Source organism: Micromonospora sp. BL1, from assembly GCF_003667485.1.
Taxonomy (GTDB): Bacteria; Actinomycetota; Actinomycetes; order Mycobacteriales; family Micromonosporaceae; genus Micromonospora; species Micromonospora tulbaghiae.
The window spans coordinates 1-18,884 of sequence record NZ_RCVK01000227.1 but is presented as its reverse complement, the minus strand read 5'-3'; the positions used below and the strand labels follow the sequence as shown (position 1 = coordinate 18,884).

At 71.5% G+C, this 18,884-nt stretch carries 21 protein-coding genes; 12 read left to right on the top strand and 9 right to left on the bottom strand.

Going from position 1 to position 18,884, the window contains the following annotated elements; all coding sequences use genetic code 11:
- Nucleotides 1-40: 40 nt before the first annotated feature.
- Nucleotides 41-718 carry a hypothetical protein gene (locus EAD96_RS13750; RefSeq protein WP_121684532.1) on the top strand — a complete coding sequence of 226 codons (678 nt, stop codon included), beginning with the start codon at nucleotides 41-43 and terminating at the stop codon, nucleotides 716-718.
- Nucleotides 719-751: 33 nt separating this feature from the next.
- Here EAD96_RS13750 and EAD96_RS13745 read toward each other — a convergent pair whose 3' ends face one another.
- The 4 genes from EAD96_RS13745 to EAD96_RS13730 all read right to left on the bottom strand — a co-directional run bounded on the left by EAD96_RS13745 (nucleotide 752) and on the right by EAD96_RS13730 (nucleotide 2,446).
- On the bottom strand, nucleotides 752-1,579 hold the full coding sequence (locus EAD96_RS13745; RefSeq protein WP_121684531.1) for an SAM-dependent methyltransferase: 828 nt from the start codon (nucleotides 1,577-1,579) through the stop codon (nucleotides 752-754).
- Between the two features lie 150 nt (nucleotides 1,580-1,729).
- Nucleotides 1,730-1,984, bottom strand: a complete 255-nt coding sequence (locus EAD96_RS13740; RefSeq protein WP_121684530.1) for a hypothetical protein — start codon at nucleotides 1,982-1,984, stop codon at nucleotides 1,730-1,732.
- The gene (locus EAD96_RS13735) at nucleotides 1,977-2,219 is read right to left on the bottom strand and encodes a DivIVA domain-containing protein (RefSeq protein WP_091418926.1); all 243 of its coding nucleotides are present in this window, start codon (nucleotides 2,217-2,219) and stop codon (nucleotides 1,977-1,979) included. The genes EAD96_RS13740 and EAD96_RS13735 overlap by 8 nt, the downstream gene beginning before the upstream one ends.
- Nucleotides 2,216-2,446: a hypothetical protein gene (locus EAD96_RS13730; RefSeq protein ID WP_120571460.1), complete on the bottom strand. Its 231-nt coding sequence runs from the start codon at nucleotides 2,444-2,446 to the stop codon at nucleotides 2,216-2,218. The genes EAD96_RS13735 and EAD96_RS13730 overlap by 4 nt, the downstream gene beginning before the upstream one ends.
- 311 nt (nucleotides 2,447-2,757) lie before the next feature.
- Here EAD96_RS13730 and EAD96_RS13725 point away from each other — a divergent pair, with 311 nt between their 5' ends.
- The 4 genes from EAD96_RS13725 (at nucleotide 2,758) to EAD96_RS13710 (ending at nucleotide 8,877) form a co-directional block, all read left to right on the top strand.
- On the top strand, nucleotides 2,758-4,194 hold the full coding sequence (locus EAD96_RS13725) for a helix-turn-helix domain-containing protein (protein WP_121684529.1): 1,437 nt from the start codon (nucleotides 2,758-2,760) through the stop codon (nucleotides 4,192-4,194).
- Nucleotides 4,191-5,090, top strand: coding sequence for a phosphotransferase family protein (locus tag EAD96_RS13720; protein WP_121684528.1), 900 nt, complete (start codon nucleotides 4,191-4,193; stop codon nucleotides 5,088-5,090). The genes EAD96_RS13725 and EAD96_RS13720 overlap by 4 nt, the downstream gene beginning before the upstream one ends.
- Before the next feature lie 45 nt (nucleotides 5,091-5,135).
- Nucleotides 5,136-5,684, top strand: a complete 549-nt coding sequence (locus tag EAD96_RS13715; RefSeq protein WP_121684557.1) for a GNAT family N-acetyltransferase — start codon at nucleotides 5,136-5,138, stop codon at nucleotides 5,682-5,684.
- Nucleotides 5,685-5,802: 118 nt separating this feature from the next.
- Entirely contained in the window at nucleotides 5,803-8,877 is a 3,075-nt protein-coding gene (locus EAD96_RS13710; RefSeq protein ID WP_121684527.1) for a DUF3427 domain-containing protein, read from the top strand.
- 25 nt (nucleotides 8,878-8,902) lie between these two features.
- Here the strand turns inward: EAD96_RS13710 and EAD96_RS13705 are convergent, their stop codons facing one another.
- On the bottom strand, nucleotides 8,903-9,376 hold the full coding sequence (locus tag EAD96_RS13705; protein WP_121684526.1) for a hypothetical protein: 474 nt from the start codon (nucleotides 9,374-9,376) through the stop codon (nucleotides 8,903-8,905).
- Nucleotides 9,373-9,888, bottom strand: a complete 516-nt coding sequence (locus EAD96_RS13700; protein WP_233585733.1) for a DUF1772 domain-containing protein — start codon at nucleotides 9,886-9,888, stop codon at nucleotides 9,373-9,375. The genes EAD96_RS13705 and EAD96_RS13700 overlap by 4 nt, the downstream gene beginning before the upstream one ends.
- Before the next feature lie 209 nt (nucleotides 9,889-10,097).
- Here EAD96_RS13700 and EAD96_RS13695 point away from each other — a divergent pair, with 209 nt between their 5' ends.
- Both EAD96_RS13695 and EAD96_RS13690 read left to right on the top strand, forming a co-directional pair.
- Nucleotides 10,098-11,342, top strand: coding sequence for a sensor histidine kinase (locus EAD96_RS13695; RefSeq protein ID WP_121684524.1), 1,245 nt, complete (start codon nucleotides 10,098-10,100; stop codon nucleotides 11,340-11,342).
- On the top strand, nucleotides 11,339-12,001 hold the full coding sequence (locus EAD96_RS13690) for a response regulator transcription factor (RefSeq protein WP_120571467.1): 663 nt from the start codon (nucleotides 11,339-11,341) through the stop codon (nucleotides 11,999-12,001). Before EAD96_RS13695 ends, EAD96_RS13690 begins: the two co-directional genes overlap by 4 nt.
- Before the next feature lie 22 nt (nucleotides 12,002-12,023).
- On the opposite strand, the gene EAD96_RS13685 is transcribed toward EAD96_RS13690, so the two are convergent.
- Nucleotides 12,024-14,183 (bottom strand): MMPL family transporter, encoded by a 2,160-nt coding sequence (locus EAD96_RS13685; RefSeq protein WP_121684523.1) that lies wholly within the window; start codon nucleotides 14,181-14,183, stop codon nucleotides 12,024-12,026.
- 112 nt (nucleotides 14,184-14,295) lie between these two features.
- On the opposite strand from EAD96_RS13685, the gene EAD96_RS13680 reads away from it, so the two are divergent.
- Genes EAD96_RS13680 through EAD96_RS13665 form a run of 4 tightly spaced genes read left to right on the top strand, consistent with a single transcriptional unit; the run spans nucleotide 14,296 to nucleotide 16,819 of the window.
- On the top strand, nucleotides 14,296-15,246 hold the full coding sequence (locus EAD96_RS13680) for a hypothetical protein (protein WP_121684556.1): 951 nt from the start codon (nucleotides 14,296-14,298) through the stop codon (nucleotides 15,244-15,246).
- Nucleotides 15,243-15,641, top strand: coding sequence for a hypothetical protein (locus tag EAD96_RS13675; RefSeq protein ID WP_120571469.1), 399 nt, complete (start codon nucleotides 15,243-15,245; stop codon nucleotides 15,639-15,641). Before EAD96_RS13680 ends, EAD96_RS13675 begins: the two co-directional genes overlap by 4 nt.
- A gap of 46 nt (nucleotides 15,642-15,687) precedes the next feature.
- The gene (locus tag EAD96_RS13670; RefSeq protein WP_091045928.1) at nucleotides 15,688-16,053 is read left to right on the top strand and encodes a VOC family protein; all 366 of its coding nucleotides are present in this window, start codon (nucleotides 15,688-15,690) and stop codon (nucleotides 16,051-16,053) included.
- Nucleotides 16,054-16,084: 31 nt separating this feature from the next.
- A complete protein-coding gene (locus tag EAD96_RS13665) occupies nucleotides 16,085-16,819 on the top strand; it encodes a YqjF family protein (RefSeq protein WP_121684522.1) in 735 nt (244 codons plus the stop codon).
- Nucleotides 16,820-16,931: 112 nt separating this feature from the next.
- Here the strand turns inward: EAD96_RS13665 and yidD are convergent, their stop codons facing one another.
- A complete protein-coding gene (yidD, locus tag EAD96_RS13660; protein WP_233585732.1) occupies nucleotides 16,932-17,321 on the bottom strand; it encodes a membrane protein insertion efficiency factor YidD in 390 nt (129 codons plus the stop codon).
- A gap of 103 nt (nucleotides 17,322-17,424) precedes the next feature.
- Between yidD and EAD96_RS13655 the strand changes: the two genes are divergently transcribed.
- Nucleotides 17,425-18,285: an AraC family transcriptional regulator gene (locus EAD96_RS13655; protein WP_121684521.1), complete on the top strand. Its 861-nt coding sequence runs from the start codon at nucleotides 17,425-17,427 to the stop codon at nucleotides 18,283-18,285.
- Here EAD96_RS13655 and EAD96_RS13650 read toward each other — a convergent pair.
- Nucleotides 18,282-18,884: phosphotransferase family protein (locus EAD96_RS13650; RefSeq protein WP_147457871.1), on the bottom strand; the 603-nt coding region annotated here is incomplete at its 5' end. The two genes, EAD96_RS13655 and EAD96_RS13650, sit on opposite strands and share 4 nt — an antisense overlap.

Below are 18,884 nucleotides of genomic sequence, written 5' to 3'. Positions count from 1 at the left end.
GCATCCCGCGCTGATCTGACCCGCCGTCTCAGGAGCGAATGTGTTCCAGATGTACCCCGTCCTGCCGCCGCCCAACAGCAACAAGGACGCCAAGTACTCGATCGTTCGTGGAGACAGCGGCGACTGGGAGGTTCGGCTGATCTACCGTGACAGCACGGGTGAGCACCTGCGGACTAACAAACGGCACAAGAAGCTCATCGCCAAGGTCAACGAAATAAAGGAACGGTTGAGTTCAGGTCGGCTCGGCGGCGTCTTCTACATCAATGAGTTCCGCCACGTCCTGGTGCCCAGCATGGGCGAAGGCTACATCTACGCCGGAACGCATCGGAAGTTGCTCGATTTCGACTTCTACGGCCGCACGCTAAGCCCTGTCGCGCCTTCGAGCCTGGCTCCTGGGGACCAATGGCCGGGGCCGCACGTCGGGATTCGGCATGTACTCGCCTCTGGCGGAGATGACATCTACCGGGTCGTCGGAACCATGAAGCATGGCTCTCGCAAGGAGTTCCTCTCGGGCGCGGTAGGACCGGAGGCAGCTCGGAGACTGGCTCACCGGTTGAGAAGGGTCAAGGGGTACCAAGGCGGCCGGTTCTATATCAACGAGGCGAGGGAGTTCTTCACCCCGGTTGGCGAGGACACTCGGGGCGTCTCGTACATCTATCTCGGCGCACTCGGCGATGAGCCGTGGTTCGCCGCGCCACTCAAGGGTGACCGCAGGTAGCGCGGAGTCACGCTGATGCGTGACTCCGCGAGCCTACGGCTTGCGGGCGAGCAGTCCGACGAACGTGTGGTAGGTGTCGGTCTGCTGCTGGGCGGGCGCGTCCGGGTCCGGACGCCACTCGGCCAGCGGCACCAGGCCCGGCTCCAGCACCGTCAGCCCGTCGGCGAAGGCGAGGATCTCCTCGTCGGTACGCCAGCGGCCGGTACCGAGCGACTCGTTGAACACCCGCTCGACCTCGCGGGCCTTGCGGGAGCCTTCCGGATCCCGCTCACCCGGGTCACGGAAGTGCGAGATCGCGACGTAGCTGCCCGACGGCAGCGCGTCGATCAGCGCCGCAGCCACCGATCGCGGGTCCTCGTCGTCGCCGATGTGGTGCAGGATCGCGAACAACAGCAGCCCGATCGGGCGGTCGAAGTCGAGGAACCGGCGGACGTCCGGGTCGTTGAGGATCTCCTCCGGTTCCCGGATGTCGGCCTGGATCACCGTCGCGGTGCCCTCCGCCGCGAGCAGCGCGCGCCCGTGCGCCAGGACGATCGGGTCGTTGTCCACGTACACGACGCGGGCCGCCGGGTTGTGCTCGACGGCGACCTCGTGCACGTTGCCCTGGGTGGGCAGGCCCGACCCGATGTCGAGGAACTGGTCGATGCCCTCCTCGGTCACGAGGTGGCGGATCACCCGGCGCAGGAAGGCCCGGTTCGCCTGACCGGCGGCCGGCCCGTCCGGCGTGATCCGCAGGGCGTGCTCGGCGACCTTGCGATCGACCTCGAAGTTGTCCTTGCCGCCCAGGAAGTAGTCATAGACCCGGGCCACGCTGGGAATGGTGACGTCGATTCCGGGCGGTGCGGCCTTGTCGCGGGTCACAGGCGTCTCCAGACTCCGTGTGGCGTTTCCGGGCGTTTCGGGGAGTGTAGCGACCGTACAGGGTGGATGGTCGCCCCGTTTGGGACCGCTCCCAGCGGGCCAGCCCGTCACCAGGACGTTCATCGATCGACACGCCAAAGCACGCCGAGGTCACCGCGGCTCCACCGCCCCGCACGATCCGTCGTGACCATCCCGGTGTCCGCAGCGCCCGCCGCCGGGCAACCGCATGTCACACCAGACCCGGTACCGCAGGTGCTGCGCGTCCTCCTCGCTGAGCGTCGTCTCACCGAAGTCGATGGCATCCAGGTGCCCGAGCGACCGGGCGAGCGCGGCGGCCAGCTCGACGGCAGCGTCCCGGCTGGTCAGCGTGGTCGGCAGATGGACGATCCAGCGCGGCTCAGCCATCGTGGCCGCGTCGCCGGCAGCCGTTGTGGCGGGACTGCCACTGCCGCAGCGCCTGGCGGACCCGCTCCGACTCGGTGCGCGCAGTGGTCAGCTCCCGGTGCAGGCGATCCATCTCGTCGGCGACCCGGCACAGATAGTCGTGCACCTGCGCCGGGTCCAGCCCACGCCAGCGGGTGTCGAAGAAGGCACTGCGCACCTGATACGCCTGCACCCGCTCCCCGGTCACGTAGATCACGACGCCGCCGTCCCGGCCGCCACGGCCTCGTCGGGCAGCCCGGCCGCGGCGAGCGTCGCCCTCCCCCACCGGGCCAGCCGGCAGGGGTACGGGACGCGCTCGCTGCGGCACATCGGTCCCTGCGGCCAGTGCTCGGGCACGTGTACGCGCACGGCCAGCGCGGCGACGAGCACGTCCTCGTCGGTGACCGGGGTGAGAACGGGGAAGTCGGCGAGTACGACGGACATCGGCAGGCGCCTCCGGGTTGGATCTGGTGGAGTGGCGCCGGGGCGGGCGGGGACGGCGGGAGCCGCGATCGGGGGACGCGGTGCCACCGGAGCCCAGCACCCGCCCCGGGCCATGCGCTGACCCTCAGTCCTTCTCGGCAGGAGGCGCATGCCCTGATGATCGTCGCCGCCATACACACCCCGCATACGCTCGGTCACTGTCACGGGACATCCGGCGATATGCACGGCGCGTATACCGGGCCGCTCCGGAACGGGTTGAATGGCTAGGCTCGACGTCGGACACAGGTTCTCCGCGAACGGCGAGGTTGCCGGTGACACCTGCGAACTGCCCCCGCTGCGGCGGCCGCCTGGCGCGCGACAACAGCACGGGGCGCTGCGCGCCCTGCCAGGCCGCCGAACGCGACCGCCTCAGCACGCCGCCCGGGGTGCCCGACTCGTTCTGGGACCATGAACCGGTACGGACGGCGTTAGCCCGGCGACATCTCGGGCAGGTGATCCGGGCGTACCGCCACCACCCGTACCACGGGCGGAGCCCGCTGCCGCAGAGCGTCGTCGCGGGATGGCTGGGGATCACGCAGGCACAGTTGAGCCGGATCGAGAACGGGCCAGCCCTGGTGCATCTCGACCGGCTGACGCATTGGGCGACAGTGCTCCGCATCCCGCCGGGGTCTCTCTGGTTCTCAGTCGGTCCAGACTCTCCGGCCAGCGCTCCGGCCGACGGGATCGGCGCAACACCAGACCTGGGCCGGCGAACCCTCCTGGCCGGCATCGCCGCGGTGTCCGCGGGAGCCGGCCTGGTCGGGGTCGCCGAGCAGCCCCGGCCCCGCCGTATCGGCAGTGCGGACGTCTCTCGGCTGAACGCGGTCCTGGAGCTCTACCGGTCGGTCGACTACGAATGCGGTGGCGGCCTGCTCTATCGGGAGGTCGCGCGGTTCGCGGAGTCGGTGTACGGGATGCTCGACTGGTCACACGCGCCCGGGCTGACACCCCGCCTCGTCGCGGCGGTCGCGGCGGCGCGTCAGTTGGCCGGCTGGACCGCGCTGGACGCCGGCCGGCACGCGGACGCTCAGCGGCATTTCGCCGCCGGCGAGCGGGCCGCGATGTCCGCTGACGATGCCCCGCTGGCGGCCCTGATCCGCTACTCGCAGGCCAAGCAGCTACAACACCTTCGGCACAACCACGATGCTCTGGCCGCGCTGAGGCTGGCCCACTCAGAGCTGGGATCGCGGGCGACCCCGGCGGTGAGTGCGCTGCTCTGGGGCGCGGAGGCCGCCTCGACAGCCGCACTCGGCGACCACCGAAGCGCGCTGAACCTCCTCGGTCGCGCGAGTGACCAGTTCGAGCGGATAGATCCCGAACGCGAGCCGACCTGGATGGCCTTCTACGACCGTGGCGAATTGCTAGCCCAGTACGGCCGCGTGTACCGCGACATGGCCCGGCAGGCCGGCACGCACGCGGCACAGGCGGTGCGGAGCGTCGAAGAGGCGATCGTCGCCTTCGGCCCGGCGAACGTCCGCAGCATGGTCCTGAACGAGGTCGGCTTGTGCAGCGCGCTCTTCCTCACCGATGAGCCCGAGCGGGCGGTCGCTGTCGGCACGCGCGTGGTCGAGCAGTCGCGTGCGCTGAGTTCCAGTCGAGTGGTTGATCGAGTACTCAACCTGCGGCGCGATCTCGGACGGCACCGCCACCTTCCCGTCGTTGCCGAATTCGATCGGACACTCACCGCACGAGCTGCGGCCACGGTATGAGCGGACGGTTCTCGGAAGAAGCGATGACCCGCGCCATGCGGGAGATCGCCAGCGGACTTGAGGTGCCGACCGAGGATGCCCGCCTCCTGCGGCTGACCAACAACGCCGTGTTCGCGTTGCCGGATTCCGGGCTCGTCATCCGCATCGCGCGGACGCACCGGCTCCGGGACCGGGTGACGAAGGTCGTTCAGCTCGCGCGATGGTTCGCCGAGCTGGACGCGCCCACGATCCGGCTGGCGCCTGGCGTGGCGCAGCCGGTTGCGGTCGGTGACTTGGCCGCCTCGGTATGGGCCTACGTGCCACCCACTGGGCCTACTCCGACGGTGGATGACCTCGGCTCGGCGCTGCGGCGGTTTCATGCGCTCGGACCCCCGCCCTTCCCGCTGGCCGCCTGGGATCCGATCGGGGATGCGCGCCGGCGCCTGGCGGATGCCGACGGCTTGAGCGCAGAGGACCACGACAATCTGATGACGTGGTGCGACCGCTTGGAGCCGCAGGTCGCCGATCTCAACCGACGCGTGGAGCAGTCGCTCATCCACGGGGACGCACACGTCGGCAACCTGCTCCGGGATGCGTCCGGAAGCATTCTGCTCTGCGACTTCGACGCCACTTGTCTTGGCCCTTGGCAGGTGGACCTGGCAGCGGTCGCTGTGGGCGAGGCCCGCTTCGGAAAGACGGGAGCGCATCGGGCGCTCGCAGAGGCGTACGGGTACGACGTGATGTCCGACCGCAACTGGCCGCTTCTGCGGGAAGCCCGCGAGTTGAAGATGATCGCTGCCGCCACGCCGCTTCTCGCGAGTTCGGCGAGCGTCGCGACCGAATTTGCCAAGCGATTGCAGTCAGTTTCCCAAGGCGACCACGGTCTACGTTGGAAGCCATTCGCCGATCTCGCCTGAGAGCCTCTCGGCGAGCGACTGCCGCCCCGGTGGGATCCTGTGCTCGTGCTGCAGAATCTGCGACTACGGCACCAGACCGCAGCGGAGGCCGACGGTCTGGTGGAGCAGCTTGTGGACGTGTACCTCGACGCGCACGCCGACGATGGCCCGCGCTACACGGCCGAGCGGTACGAACAGCAGCTCGCCGCGCACATGCCCCGGGAAGGCTGGGAGTTGGTGACGGCCTACGTCGATGACGAGTTGGTCGGCTACGTGTACGGCTTCCCGCTCGGGCCCGATTCGCATTGGTGGGACGGCATCCACGAGCCGGTACCGGACGGCTTCACGGACGAAGACGGGCAACGGACATACGCGGTCTGTGAACTGCTGGTGCGGCGATCGTGGCAACGCCGGGGTGTCGCGCGGGCGCTCCACGATGCGCTCCTGAGCACGCGGCGGGAGGAAAGGGCCACGCTGCTCGTACGGCCCGACAACGTTGCCGCCCAGCAGGCGTATGACTCCTGGGGTTGGCAACCGGCCGGATGGCTCCGGCCCACGCGGGAGGGAGCACCGCTGTTCGAGGTCCGCGTCAAAGCCATTGCGTTGAGCCGGTGACGGGCAACGCGTCGACCTTCACCTCTCGGTGTCAATGATCTGACAGGCCACCGGACAAGGCTCCTAACACCTATCGCACCGGCTTCCGCCCGGCGTTCATCGCGGCTAGCTTGCCATCGTGGGGGATCTTGAGAAGGGCATCTACGAACACCTGATCACGGAGAAGCTGGCGACGCAGCTCAGGCATGTCGATAGCGCCCTCGTCCGGGATGCCAAGCTGGATGCCGCCGACGCGCATGACGTCCTGGCCCGGCACATCGCGGGCCTCGCGCGGCGGGCGCTCCTCGGCGTCGGTGGCGGGGAGAACAAGCTGGCCCGGCAGGTCGACCTGGCGAACCGCATCGCCGCACACATAGCTCAGGCCGAGCCCCGCGCCGTCACCGCCGATGACCAGGTAGCGGACGCCCAACGTCTGTTGCACGCCATCGCCTCACCGCCCACCCCACCGGCCGCCCCGGTCTTCCCGATTCGCCCCTCGACGCCGCTTTCCACCGGCGCGCTCCTGGTCAACGGCCGGCACCAGCCGCGCATCGGCCACGAGGTCAGCCACGAGATGGCGTCGGCGGACGAGGTGGACCTGCTCTGCGCCTTCATCAAGTGGCACGGGCTGCGCATCATCGAACCCGCGATCACCGAGCTGGTCAGCAGAGGGGGTCGGGTACGGGTCATCACGACGACGTACATGGGCGCCACCGATCAGCGGGCGCTCGATCGGCTCGCCGAGCTGGGTGCCGAGATCAAGGTGTCCTACGAGACGCGGACCACCCGCCTGCACGCCAAGGCATGGCTGTTCCGGCGGAACAACGGCACCACCACCGCGTACGTCGGTTCGTCGAACCTCTCCAAGGCCGCGCTCGTCGACGGCGTGGAGTGGAACGTGCGCATCTCGAACCTGGAGCAGCCACACGTCATCGACACGTTCGAGGCGACGTTCGCCGACTACTGGAACGACTCGGCGTTCGAGACCTACGACCCGGCAGCCGATGGCGAGCGCCTACGTGTCGCGTTGCGCGGGGAACGCGCCGACGACGCACCGACTGAGATCGCGAACCTGGACGTGCGGCCGTTCCCGTACCAGCAGGAGGTTCTTGACGACCTCGACGCCGAACGCCTGGTGCACGGCCGCTGGCGCAACCTGGTGGTGATGGCGACCGGCACCGGCAAGACGGTGGTGGCGGCGCTCGACTACCGCCGGCTCCGGCGAGCCGGCCGCGTCGACTCGCTGCTCTTCGTCGCACATCAGGAGCAGATCCTGCGGCAGAGCCGGTCAGTGTTCCGCCAGGTCATGGGCGACGGCACGTTTGGCGAGACGCTGGTGGGCGGCGATCGGCCGCAGGGGTGGAAGCACGTCTTCGCGTCGATCCAGTCGCTGCGCCAGCGGGAGATCGACCCCGAGGCGTACGACATGGTGATCGTCGACGAATTCCACCACGCCGAGGCGGCCACCTACACGGCGCTGCTGGAACGGCTTCGGCCGCGCGTACTCCTGGGTCTGACCGCGACGCCCGAGCGGAGCGACGGCCGTGACGTGCGCCGGTGGTTCGACGGCCGCGCGTCGGTGGAGTTGCACCTGTGGGAGGCCCTCGAACGGCAGTTGCTGGCGCCGTTTCAGTATTTCGGCCTGCACGACGACGTGGACCTGACGCGGGTGCGGTGGAAGCGCGGACAGGGGTACGACAAGGGCGAGCTGGACGGCGTCTACACGGGCAACCACGCTCGGGCGCGGCTCATCCTGCACGCGGTCCGGCGCATCGCTGACGTCGGGCGGATGCGCGCCCTCGGCTTCTGCGTCAGCATCGGACACGCGGAGTTCATGGCCGACTGGTTCACCCGGCACGGGGTGCCTTCGGCGGCGGTGACATCGCAGGTCAACCGGCCAGAGCAGCACGTGCTGATCGACCGCTTCCGCAAGCGCGAGCTGAAGGTGCTCTTCACCGTCGACCTGTTCAACGAGGGCGTCGACCTGCCGATGGTCGACACCATCCTCATGCTGCGCCCCACTGAGAGCGCGACGATTTTTCTGCAACAGCTCGGCCGCGGTCTGCGGCTGGACGACGACAAGCCATGCTTGACGGTCCTCGACTTCATCGGCGGTCAGCACGCGAACTTCCGGTTCGACATGCGCTGGCGGGCGCTCGCCGGGGTCAGCCGGCGGGCGGTCGAAGCGGCCGTCCGGGAGGACTTCCCCTCGCTACCCAGCGGCTGCCACATCGAGCTGGACCGGGTGGCGAAGGAAATCGTCCTCGCCAACCTCAAGTCGGCGCTGCCGACGTCGAAGAACGCGCTGGTGGCCGAGCTGCGGCAGCTCGGTGACGTCAGTCTGTCCGACTTCCTGCGCGAGACCGGCCTGGAAATCGAGGACGTCTACCGATCGGCGAGCATCGGCGGCTGGGCGGGGCTGCGGCGGCTGGCCGCGCTCGACCCGGCCGAAGGTGGCCCGGACGACCGTGACCTGAGCCGGGCCATCGGCCGGATGCTCCACATCGACGATGTCGACAGGTTGGATCTGATCGCTCGGGTCGCCGCCGGACAGCCCTCCACCGTCGGGCGGCTGCTCGACATGCTGCACTTCAGCCTGTGGGGGTCGTCGGTGCCGCTGGCCGAACGCGACGCCCGGCTCAAGCGATTGTGGGCGGAACCGGCGCGCTGCGCCGAGCTGCGGCAGGTAGTCGACGTGCTGCGTGACCGCATCCATCGGGTCACCGAGCCACCTGCCCCGGGCCGGGTGCCGCTGCGGGTGCACGCCCGCTACAGCCGCAACGAGGCGTGCGCCGCATTCGGCATGACCAACCCCGGCTCGCTGCGCGAGGGCGTGAAGTGGCTGCCCGACGAGCGCGCGGATCTGTTCTTCGTCACGCTCGTCAAGTCCGAGGAGCATTACTCGCCCACCACCATGTACGCCGACCGCGCTATCACCGATCGGTTGTTCCAGTGGGAGTCGCAGAGCACCACGTCATCGGGCTCGGCCACCGGGCAGCGGTACGTCAACCACGTCGCGCAGGGCTCGACGGTGCACCTGTTCGTCCGCGAGACCAAGATCGCCGACCGTGACCTCGGTGCACCGCCGTACCTGTACGCGGGTCCGATGACGTACCGGGAACACAGCGGCGACCGGCCCATGCGGATCCTCTGGGAGCTGCGGCATCCGCTGCCCGCCGACATGTACGCCGCCGCCCGGGCGATCGCTGCCTGACCTGGGGTCCCGCCCGCTCGCCGAGTCAGGCGAGCGGGCGGGAAGCGTCGGCTCGCTCACGACGTCGGGATGGTGTGGGCAGCACCCGGGACAACAGCACCGCGACCGCACCCGCGATCACTCCGACCATCGTCCCCGTGACCAGGCTCGACATCACCGCCGCACCCCGCAACAACGCCTCCCGCGCGCCGGGCTCCAGCCCGGCCAGCCCCGGCGCGTCCATGCCCAGCGACGAGTCCCAGAACACCTGGTGACCGACCGCCAGGAACACCCCGTACAACGCCCCGATCACCACCATCGTCAGGAACGGGCGTGGCGGTCGCCGCCACAGCACGGCGGCCACCCAGCACAGCGGCGGCCCGACCGCGAGCAGCGCGGCCACGACGGTGCCCTCCGGCACCACATCCAGGTCGTGCAGGACCACGCGCGGGGCGGCCAGCGCGGCCAGCGCGACCAACGCCGGCCAGGGGAAACCGAGGGTACGGCGACCCGCGCTCATCGCGTCACCTCCGACGGGGCCGAAGCCGACGTCGGTGCGGGAGCCGACATCGAGCCCGGCGCGGTCGAGCGCACGAACTTCAGCAGCGCGACGAACGCCAGGACGGCCGTCACCGCGCCTCCGGCGAAGCGCACCCAGTGACCCGCGACGAACTCGGCGGCGACCTGACGCAGGTACTCGGCGGAGTGCGTACCGGGCGGGTCGACGAACATGATCTCGTTGCGCGGCCAGAAGAAGACAGCGGAGAACAGGAACTCGCAGACGACGAACACGGCCGTGGCGCCGGCGACCCACCAGCGCAGCCGCCGGTCGCGCCAGGTGAGCAGCGTGGCGGCGACGCTGCTCAGGATCACCGACGCGCCGAGCGGCGGGAAGTAGTCGTGCGGGCCGCCGTGGACGAGGAACTCACGGGCCCGGTCGAGCGAGGCGGGCGCGTCGCTGAAGATGTTCGGGTAGAGCATGACGGTCTCGGCGGCGACCCCGCCGAACGACATCATTGCCGCCCATACCATGACAATAAGGGCGAGCCAGGTCAGTCTTGTGCGTACCACGAGGGTTCTCCTCACGTTTCGGGGACGCCATCGACGCTAGGTCGGCTGCCCTCGGCCGTCGTCCGCGTGGTCGCGCGACCGGATGTCGCTTCTCGGCGTACGCCTCGGGGTCGACCCTGACGCCTGCGGACGACAGCGGTGAGGGTCCGCGCGGACCTAGGCTCGAAGGCGTGCCCGACACCTCGCCCACCCGCGCCGACGCGCTGCTCGCGGCGGCCACGCTCGGCCTGGTCGCGGTGGCCGTGGCGGCCGACCGGCCCGCGCCCGGCGGCTCGGCTCTCGCCGTCGTGGCCGGCGCGGTGCTCGGCGGTCTGGTGCTGGGCGCCAGGCGGTGGCCGCTGCCGGCGCTGCTGGCGACGGCTGTCGTCATCCTCGGGTACTACGCGCTGGACCTGCCGCCCGTCGGGGTGGCCGCCCCGGCCGCCGCAGTCCTCTACCGGGTGTCCGAACGCGGGCATGTCGTCCCGGCCGCCGTGGTCGCCGGGAGCCTGCTGGCCGTGTCGGTGGTCGCCCGGCTGGCCGAGGGCGACGACATCGCGGTGGTCGTCGGTACGGAACTCGGCTCCGAGGCGGCGTTGCTGCTCGCCGTCATCGCCCTCGGTGACGCGGTACGCAACCGCAGGTCGCTGCGGGCGGCGCTGGTCCGGCAGGCGATCGCGGCCGACGAGGAGCGGCACCGGGAGGCGGCCCGTCAGGTCGAGGCGGAACGGCTGCGCATCGCCCGGGAGGTGCACGACACGCTCGGGCACACCATGTCGGTGATCACGTTGCAGTCGGCAGTCGCCCGGGAGGCGCTCGCGGACAGCGATCCGGTGCAGGCGGAGAACGCGCTGGCCGCGATCCGGTCGGTGAGCGGCAGCGCGATGGCGGAGTTGCGGGCGACGCTCGGCACGCTGCGCCGCGAGCCCGGGCCGCGCGAACCGGTTCCCGGCTTCGACCAGCTCCCGGCGCTCGTGGACGGCGTACGCCGGAGCGGGCTGGCTGTCGACCTGCGGGTCGAGGGTCCGGTGGACACGCTGCCCGCGGTGGTGGGCAGCACCGTCTACCGGGTCGTGCAGGAGGCGTTGACGAACGTCCTGCGCCACGCCGGGGCCACCCGGGTCACCGTGACGGTCCGCGCCACGCCCGGCCGGCTCGCGCTGGAGGTGGTGGACGACGGCCGCGGCGGCCCACCCGGCGGGCCGACGAGCGGGAGGGGCCAGGGCCTGCGCGGCATGGCCGAGCGGGTGGCCCTGCTGGGCGGCACCGTCGAAACCGGCACCGTCCGGACCGGCACCGCCGCAACCGGCGACACCAGAGCAACCGGCGACACTAGAGCAACGGGCGGCACCCGAGCAACCGGCGGCACCGGCACGAGCGGCGGCGGCGGCTTCCGGGTGTCGGTCCACCTGCCGCTCGCGGGGGTGGCCGCGTGAGCCCGATCCGCGTCGTCCTCGTCGACGACCAGCACCTGGTCCGCACCGGCCTGCGCGCGCTGCTGGACCGGGCGCCGGACATCGAGGTGGTGGGCGAGGCCGGCGACGGCGGCAGCGGCCTCTCCGTGGTACGGGAGCAGCGGCCCGACATCGTGCTGATGGACGTCCGGATGCCCGGCGGGGACGGGCTGGAGGCGACCCGGCGGATCCTGACCGACCCGACGCTGGACGGCGTGCAGGTGGTCATGCTGACCACGTTCGACGACGACGAGTACCTGTTCGAGGCGATCCGCGCCGGGGCGGCCGGTTTCCTGCTCAAGGACACCCCGCCCGACGCGCTGCGGGACGCGGTCCGGACGGTGGCCGGTGGCGACGCGCTGCTCTCCCCCGCCGTGACCCGCCGGGTGCTGGCCGCGGCGGCCCGCTCACCGGTGGCCGACCCGGCGCGGCTGGCCGGACTGACCGCCCGGGAACGGGACGTGCTCGCCCAGGTGGGCGCCGGGCGGTCCAACACGGAGATCGGGCAGGCGTTGTTCCTGAGCCCGGACACCGCCCGCACCTACGTGAGCCGGCTGCTCCAGAAGCTGAACGCCCGCGACCGGGCGCAGCTCGTCGTGATCGCGTACGAGAGCGGGCTGGTCCGCCCCGGCGAGGGCTGAGCCGCGCCGGGGCGGGTCACAGTCAGGCCGACGCCGCGTCCGCCGGCTCGGGTGCCGCGTGCCGGCCGCCGCCGTTGCGCCGTTCGTCGCCGTGCCCCGGCCACCATGCCTTGTGGCCGATCAGCCCGGTCAGTGCCGGTACGAAGAACATCGACATGACGAACGCGGACAGCACGATCCCGATCGCCACCGCGAAGCCCATCTGCTGGAGGAACGAGATCGGCGCGAGCATCAGCACCCCGAACGTGCCGGCCAGGATCAGCCCGGCCGCGGCGACTGTCGGGCCGGCGTGTTCCACCCCGATCGCGGCGGCCTGGTGTGGTTCGTGGCCTTCGCGCGCCTCCTCGCGGAGCCGGGCGATCATCAGGATGTTGTAGTCGGTGCCGATCGCCACCACGAACAGGTAGAGGATGATCGGCAACTGGAACGTCACGCCGGGGTTGCCCTGAAGCCCCTGGAACACGTAGACGGTGGCGCCGAGCGTGGCGGCGAAGTTGAGCAGCACCGCGATCACCAGGTAGACCGGCGCGACGAGGCTGCGCAACAGCAGCGCCAGGATGATCGCGATCAGGAGGGCGGCGACCGGGAGGATCACCGACAGGTCCCTGTTGTTCGCCGAGTTGATGTCCGCGAAGATCGCCGTGGCGCCACCCACGAGCGCCTTGGTGCCGGGCGGAGCCGCCTCGTGCACCGCGTCCCGCAGGTCATCGCGCACGAGCGTGATCGCCTCGTTGGACATCGGGTTCTCGTCCAGCAGCAGGTTGATCCGGACGACGCTCGGGTCGGTGGTGCTGCGCTCCGGCGGCTGCGCCTGCCCGACGCCCGGAGCGCGTGCCGCCGCGGCGGCGAAGTCGTTCACCTGCTGCTCGGTGAGCGGGGTGCCGTTGCCGGTGGTCAGGTAGACCTCGGTGGGCGCGAGCGCCCCGGCGGCGAACCCGCGCTGGAGATCCTGGGCGGCCCGCGCCGACTCGGTGTCCTGGGGGAAGCCGGCGCTGAAGTCGTAGTCGGCCTTGTAGCCGAGCACCCCGGCGGCGAGCGCCACGAGCAGCGCGCCCGAGGCGGCGGCCACGACGGCCGGACGGCGACCCACGACGGCGCCGAGCCGCCGGGACAGGGTGGCCTTGGGCTGACGCTGCCACGCCTTCGACGGCCAGAACACCCACCGGCCGAGCAGCGACACGATCGCCGGGATCAGCGTCAGCGAGGTGACGAGCATGACGCCGACGGCGATGGCGAGCGCCGGACCGAGTGAGCCGAAGAAGCCGAGCGAGGCGAGCAGCAGCACCAGGAACGCCACGATCACCGCACCGGCGGCGGACGTGATGACCTCGCCGACCCGCTGCACCGAGACGATCATCGCGGTGCGCTTGTCGTCGCCGGCGCGCAGCCGCTCCCGGTAGCGGAACAGCAGGAACAGGATGTAGTCGGTGCCGATGCCGAACAGCACGATCAGCAGGATGGTCTGGAGGTCCTGGCTGACGTTGAGGTCGAACGCCTTGCCGGCGGCGGCGACCAGCCCGGTGGTGACGGACATGACCACGCTGATGACCACCACCGGCAGCAGCGCGGCGATCGGGCTGCGGAAGATGATCAGGATCAGCCCGATGATGAGGACGATGGTGGCGACGCCGACGACCGCGAACGCCTCGTTGAACGTGTCCTCGTTGTCGACGAAGCTCGCCACGTCGCCGGCCACCCCTGCGGTCAGGCCGCTGCCGGCCAGGTCCGGCCCGAGGGCGGCGCGCAGGTCGCGTACCGCGTCGAGCAGGCCCGGGTCGTCGGGGCTGTCGGCGTCGAGACCGACGGTGACCACCTGCACCGACTTGTCCGGCGCGACGGCCTGCGGGCCGGTCAGGTAGCCGGAGGTCTGCGGGATGTTCCGGGCCTTGAGCGCGGTGGCGAGCTGCCCCACGCGCGCCTCGTCGGCCGGAGTCAGCGGCTTGCCGTCGCTGCGCTTGACCACGACGGTGGCGGTGGCGGTGGCGGCCTGCGGGAACGACTTCGCGGCCAGCTCGGTGGCCTGCACCGACTCGTAGGAACGCGGCAGGAAGCTCTCCTGGTCCGCGGAGGTGATGTCGCTCAGCGAAGGACTGGCGGCGATGATCGCGATTGCGGCGACTACCCAGCCGCCGATCACCCACCAGGCCTTGCCCACGACGAATCTGCCCAGGCGCTCGAACATCGTTTCCCCCGTGTGTTCGGCTGTGTCGCACGCGATCCTACGCTGTGTGAGCAATCCCTTTCGGACGGCTCGCGGACTTCCCTCGATGATCCGGGTGGCCGAGGATCGACTGATGAGTGTGCGGCTGCCCGGTCCCGGAGTGCTCGCGGCCTGGTTGGCGGCGACGGTGCCGGCCCCGCTCGTCGTCTACGAGTGGACCCACAGGTGGGAGGAGGAGCAGCCGGTCTCCACCGCGCTGTGGTGGCCCGTGCTCGCGTCGCCGGTGCTCGCCGCCGTGCTGGCGGCCCGGCAACCCCGGCGCCCCGCGGCGGCCGTGGGCGTGTCCACGCTGGTCACGACCGTGCTTCTCCCGGCGTCGCTGGCTTTCTTCCGGTGGGTCGTGCCGCTGACCGGCGAGGCCCGCTGGGGGCGGGCACTGCTCGGCGGCGCGGCGCTCGCGGTGGGCGGAGCGCTGATCGGGTACGCCGTGGGCGGGCGCCTGCCCCGCCGGGACCGCCCGGCGTCGCGGCGCGGCTACCTGGTCGGCGGGCTCGCCGTCGTGTTCGGCGCACTGCTGGCGCAGTCCGCGGTACGGCTCGGCGCCGAGGACAGCACGATCGGACACCCCCCGCACGAGTACGGCGGCGTGGGCCCTTACGTGACGTCGGCGAGCCGGTTCACGGCGCCGGCCGCCGGGGCGTACGGGATCTTCGCGCTGGGTTTCTCCCCGGCCGATCCGGACTGCCGCGTCACCGGCGACGGCTCGACGGTCCGGGCGGCCGAGCCGGTCTCCGTCCCGCCGGGCGACTACGGCAGCGACGCCGCCGCCTACTCCTGGGTGGCGACCGTGCGGGTGCCGACGCCGGGTTCATGGACGCTCGACTGCCGCGCGGAGGATCCGGAGGCGTCCTACGTAGTGGGTGACGTGCCGGAGATCCGGGGTGCGGTGGGCGAGGTGATCCACTGGCCGGTGGGCGTGATCTGGCTGCTCGGCGCGGTGCCCGGCCTGCTGATCGTCGCGGACGCCGCCCGGCGACGGCGAGCCGGTCCGATGGTCGCGGTGTCCGGCAGGATGACCGCGTGAACGACGAGGAATGGTACGAGCGGCACGGACTGCGTCCGGCGGACGTCGAGCCGGTGCGGTCGATGCTGCGCGAGCAGATCCGCCTCGGTGCCGACAACGACAGCGCCCTCATCCACCTGGGCTGCGAGCAGTTGTTCCTGCACGGTGACCTGGCCGACGTACTGCTGATCTGGCAGGCCAAGCACTCCAGCTTCGACGCCGCGTGCTCAGTGGAGTGGCAGTTGCTGTGCGGGGCGGGGCGGGAGCAGACGCTCGCTCACCTGCGGACGCTCGGCACGGCGGAGGCGGCCGAGGTTCTCGCCTACCTGTCGGCTGTCGATCCCGAGGACGTGGCAGCGTTCGACGTGGCCGAGCGGTCTCGCTGGTACGTCGAATACCACGGCGGATTGTCGTAGGGGTTTCGTAGCCTGGGGCGGTCATCGACGATCGCAGGGAGGCGACGTGCTCGACCACTTCTCCGTAGCGGTGCGCGATCTGGCGGCCAGCGGCGCCTTCTACGACGCCGTCCTCGCCCCGCTGGGCGGGCGGCGGCTGATGGAGCCCGGCCCGATCGGCTACGGCGTCGACGCGCCCGACTTCTGGGTGGAGCCCGCGCCGTCCGGGGCCACGCCGGTGCCGGTGCACATCGCGTTCACCGCCGCCGACCGCGCCACGGTCCGGGCGTTCCACGACGCGGCTGTCGCGGCCGGCGCGGAGGTGCTGCACGCGCCGAAGGAGTGGCCGGAATACCACGCCGGCTACTACGGCGCGTTCGTCCGCGACCCGGACGGCAACAACGTCGAGGCGGTCTGCCACCGCCCGGAGTGAGTCGGTTGCGTCCGGGAGGCAGGATGGGCCGGTGGAGATCGAGCCGGTCGAGCACGCTCCGGTACGCGCCATCCGCCGGGGCTGGCTGGCCCAGCGCTGGCACGACCTCGCCTTTCTGCACTGGGCGGTCCCACCGGAGCGGGTGGCGCCGCTGCTGCCCGCCGGCACCCGGCCGGACACGTTCGACGGGCTCACCTACGTCGGGCTCATCGGGTTCCAGATGGTCGGGCTGGGGCTCGGGCGTGGTCCGGGCGTGCCCTACTTCGGCACGTTCTGGGAGACGAACGTCCGGCTCTACTCGGTCGACGGCTCGGGGCGCCGCGCTGTGGTGTTCCGCTCGCTCGACGCGTCCCGGCTGGTGCCCGTGCTGGTGGCGCAACTGAGCCTGCGCCTGCCGTACAAGTGGTCGGCGATGCGGCTGGACCGATCCGGTGACACGCTCACCTACCGGTGCCGCCGCCGCTGGCCCGGTCCGGCGGGCGCGACCAACCGGATGACGGTCCGCGTCGGCGCGCCGATCCCCGAGCCGACGCCGCTGGAACACTTCCTCACCGCCCGCTGGGGCCTGCACACCCGCGCGTACGGCCGCACCCTCCACGTGCCGAACTGGCATCCACAGTGGCCGCTGCACCGCGCCGAGCTGCTGCACCTGGACGACGAACTGGTCACCGCCGGTGGCCTGCCGGTGCCGGACGGGCCGCCGGTGAGCGTGCTCTACTCCCCCGGCGTCCCGGTCGTCTTCGGCGGCCCCACGTCGGTCGGGTGACCGCCACGTCGGTCGACGCCAGGTCGCTGGAGTGGCGGCATCCGGCACACCGGAACACCGCCACTTCCCCGAGGTGGCGCCGGCACGTCCGCGCGCGCGGAGGCGGGTGGCGTCAGCGCACCGGGTCGTGGGTGCCGTGCGGCACGTCGGGACGGCATCGGCGTACCCGGTCGGCGGCCATCCGACCGCCCACCGCCAGCCCGTACCGCTCCACCGCGGCGAGCCCGTACGCGCTGCACGTGGGCGTGTAGCGGCAGGTCGCCGGCCAGCGGTGCGACAGCCAGCGCCGGTAACCGAGGATGGCGGCCCGGCCGGCGCGGTCCACGGCGGGCCGGCGCACGACGCCGGCGGTCACCGAGCCGAGGGTGAGCAGCATCGAGAAGAGGCCCAGGTCGCAGCAGCCCGGCCCGTCACAGGTGGGCACGTCGCAGTTGCACCAGTCCCGGCTCTTCTTTTTCTTGTGGTGCCGCTTCCGGAAGATCACCACGTCATGATGCGACACGCCCGCCAGTGTCGAACGAGGCGACCGGATCGGGTCCGGTGTGATCGGGTCGGTGGGCGGCCAGGAGCCTAGCGTCGAGGTCGTCACCAGGAAGGAACATCGGGTGCTGGATCGGCTCAACGCCGCGTTGGACCACCTCGAACAGCGGCTCGACCAGCCGCTCGACGTGGCCGCGCTGGCCCGGCTCGCGGGCGTGTCGGAACACCACTTCGGCCGGCTGTTCTCGGCGCTGGCCGGAATGCCGCTGTCGGAGTACGTGCGCCGTCGCCGGATGACGCTGGCCGGCGCCGACGTGCTCGCCGGCGGGGAGTCGCTGCTCGACGTGGCGGTCCGGTGGGGGTACGGCTCGAACGAGGCGTTCGCCCGCGCGTTCCGCGCCGTGCACGGCGTCGGGCCGACACAGGCCCGGCAGGCCGGTGCGGTGCTGCGGTCCCAGCCCCGGATGTCCTTCCGGCTCGTCGTCGAAGGGAACACCAGCATGGACTACCGGATCGTGACCAAGGACGCCTTCCGGCTCGCCGGGTTGACGGCCCGGGTGCCGCTCGTGCACGAGGGGATGAACCCGCACATCGTGGCGTTCGTCAGGGGCATCGACCCGGCCACCGTGCGCCGCATCGAGGCGCTGTCCGACCAGGAGCCGCGCGGGATCGTCAACGTCAGCGCCGAGCTGACCGGTTCCCGTGACGAGGGCGCCGAGCTGGACTACTGGTACGCGGCGGTGACCGGTGCGGACGTGCCGGACGACCTGCGCAGCCTGCCGGTCGAGGCCGGCGACTGGGCGGTGTTCTCCAGCTCCGGCGCGTTCCCGGTGGCGGTGCAACACCTGTGGCGGGCGGTGTTCACGTCTTGGTTCCCGTCCAACCCGTACGAGGCCCGTCCGGGGCCGGAGATCTCGCGGGTGCGGGTCGCCGAGGGCGGCGGCACCGCCGACGCCGAGCTGTGGATCCCGGTCCGCCGCATCTAGGGTCGCGCCACCGCCGCCGCTCGCGCCAACGCGGCCGGCACGTCGTGTACGTGGTACGGGTGTTCGCTCGGCTCGATCGCGGCGAGGAACATCGCGTACACGGCGGCCAGCCGCAGCGGCGCGACCGGCCGGAGCAGTTCGACGGCCCGGTGCGGGTCGCTGCCCGGCACGTCGGCCCGCCACCGCCGCGCCCACGCGTCGATCAGCCGGGCGGCGGCGTCCGCGTCGACGTCCTCGGTGAGGCGCAGGATGTCGAAGGCGGGGTGGCCGGCGAACGAGTCCGCCCAGTCGATCACCGTCCGGCGCCCGTCGTCACCGCGCACGTTGCCGGGGTGCAGGTCACCGTGCACGAGCGTGTCGGGCAGGCCGCAGTCGCCGACCTGCCGTAACCGATGGTCGAGCCCGGCGAGCAGACCAGCGGCGGCCGACACGTCGTGCCCGGCCAGCCGTTCCCGGATCCAGCCCGCCAGCCTCGCCCCGCGCAGGTCGGGCACCCCGGCCGCGACCAGCTCGCCGACGATCCCACAGGCCCGCAGTTGCACCGCGTGATGCTCGGCTGCGACGGCAGCCCGCTCCCCCTCCCCGGCCCCGTACCGGTC

Excerpts from the sequence above, each read along its gene's own strand:
- EAD96_RS13740 (WP_121684530.1), bottom strand. The coding sequence starts at position 1,984 with ATGGCTGAGCCGCGCTGGATCGTCCATCTGCCGACCACGCTGACCAGC.
- EAD96_RS13730 (WP_120571460.1), bottom strand. The coding sequence starts at position 2,446 with ATGTCCGTCGTACTCGCCGACTTCCCCGTTCTCACCCCGGTCACCGAC.
- EAD96_RS13720 (WP_121684528.1), top strand. The coding sequence starts at position 4,191 with ATGAGCGGACGGTTCTCGGAAGAAGCGATGACCCGCGCCATGCGGGAG.
- EAD96_RS13705 (WP_121684526.1), bottom strand. The coding sequence starts at position 9,376 with ATGAGCGCGGGTCGCCGTACCCTCGGTTTCCCCTGGCCGGCGTTGGTC.
- EAD96_RS13700 (WP_233585733.1), bottom strand. The coding sequence starts at position 9,888 with ATGGTATGGGCGGCAATGATGTCGTTCGGCGGGGTCGCCGCCGAGACC.
- EAD96_RS13685 (WP_121684523.1), bottom strand. The coding sequence starts at position 14,183 with ATGTTCGAGCGCCTGGGCAGATTCGTCGTGGGCAAGGCCTGGTGGGTG.
- EAD96_RS13680 (WP_121684556.1), top strand. The coding sequence starts at position 14,296 with ATGAGTGTGCGGCTGCCCGGTCCCGGAGTGCTCGCGGCCTGGTTGGCG.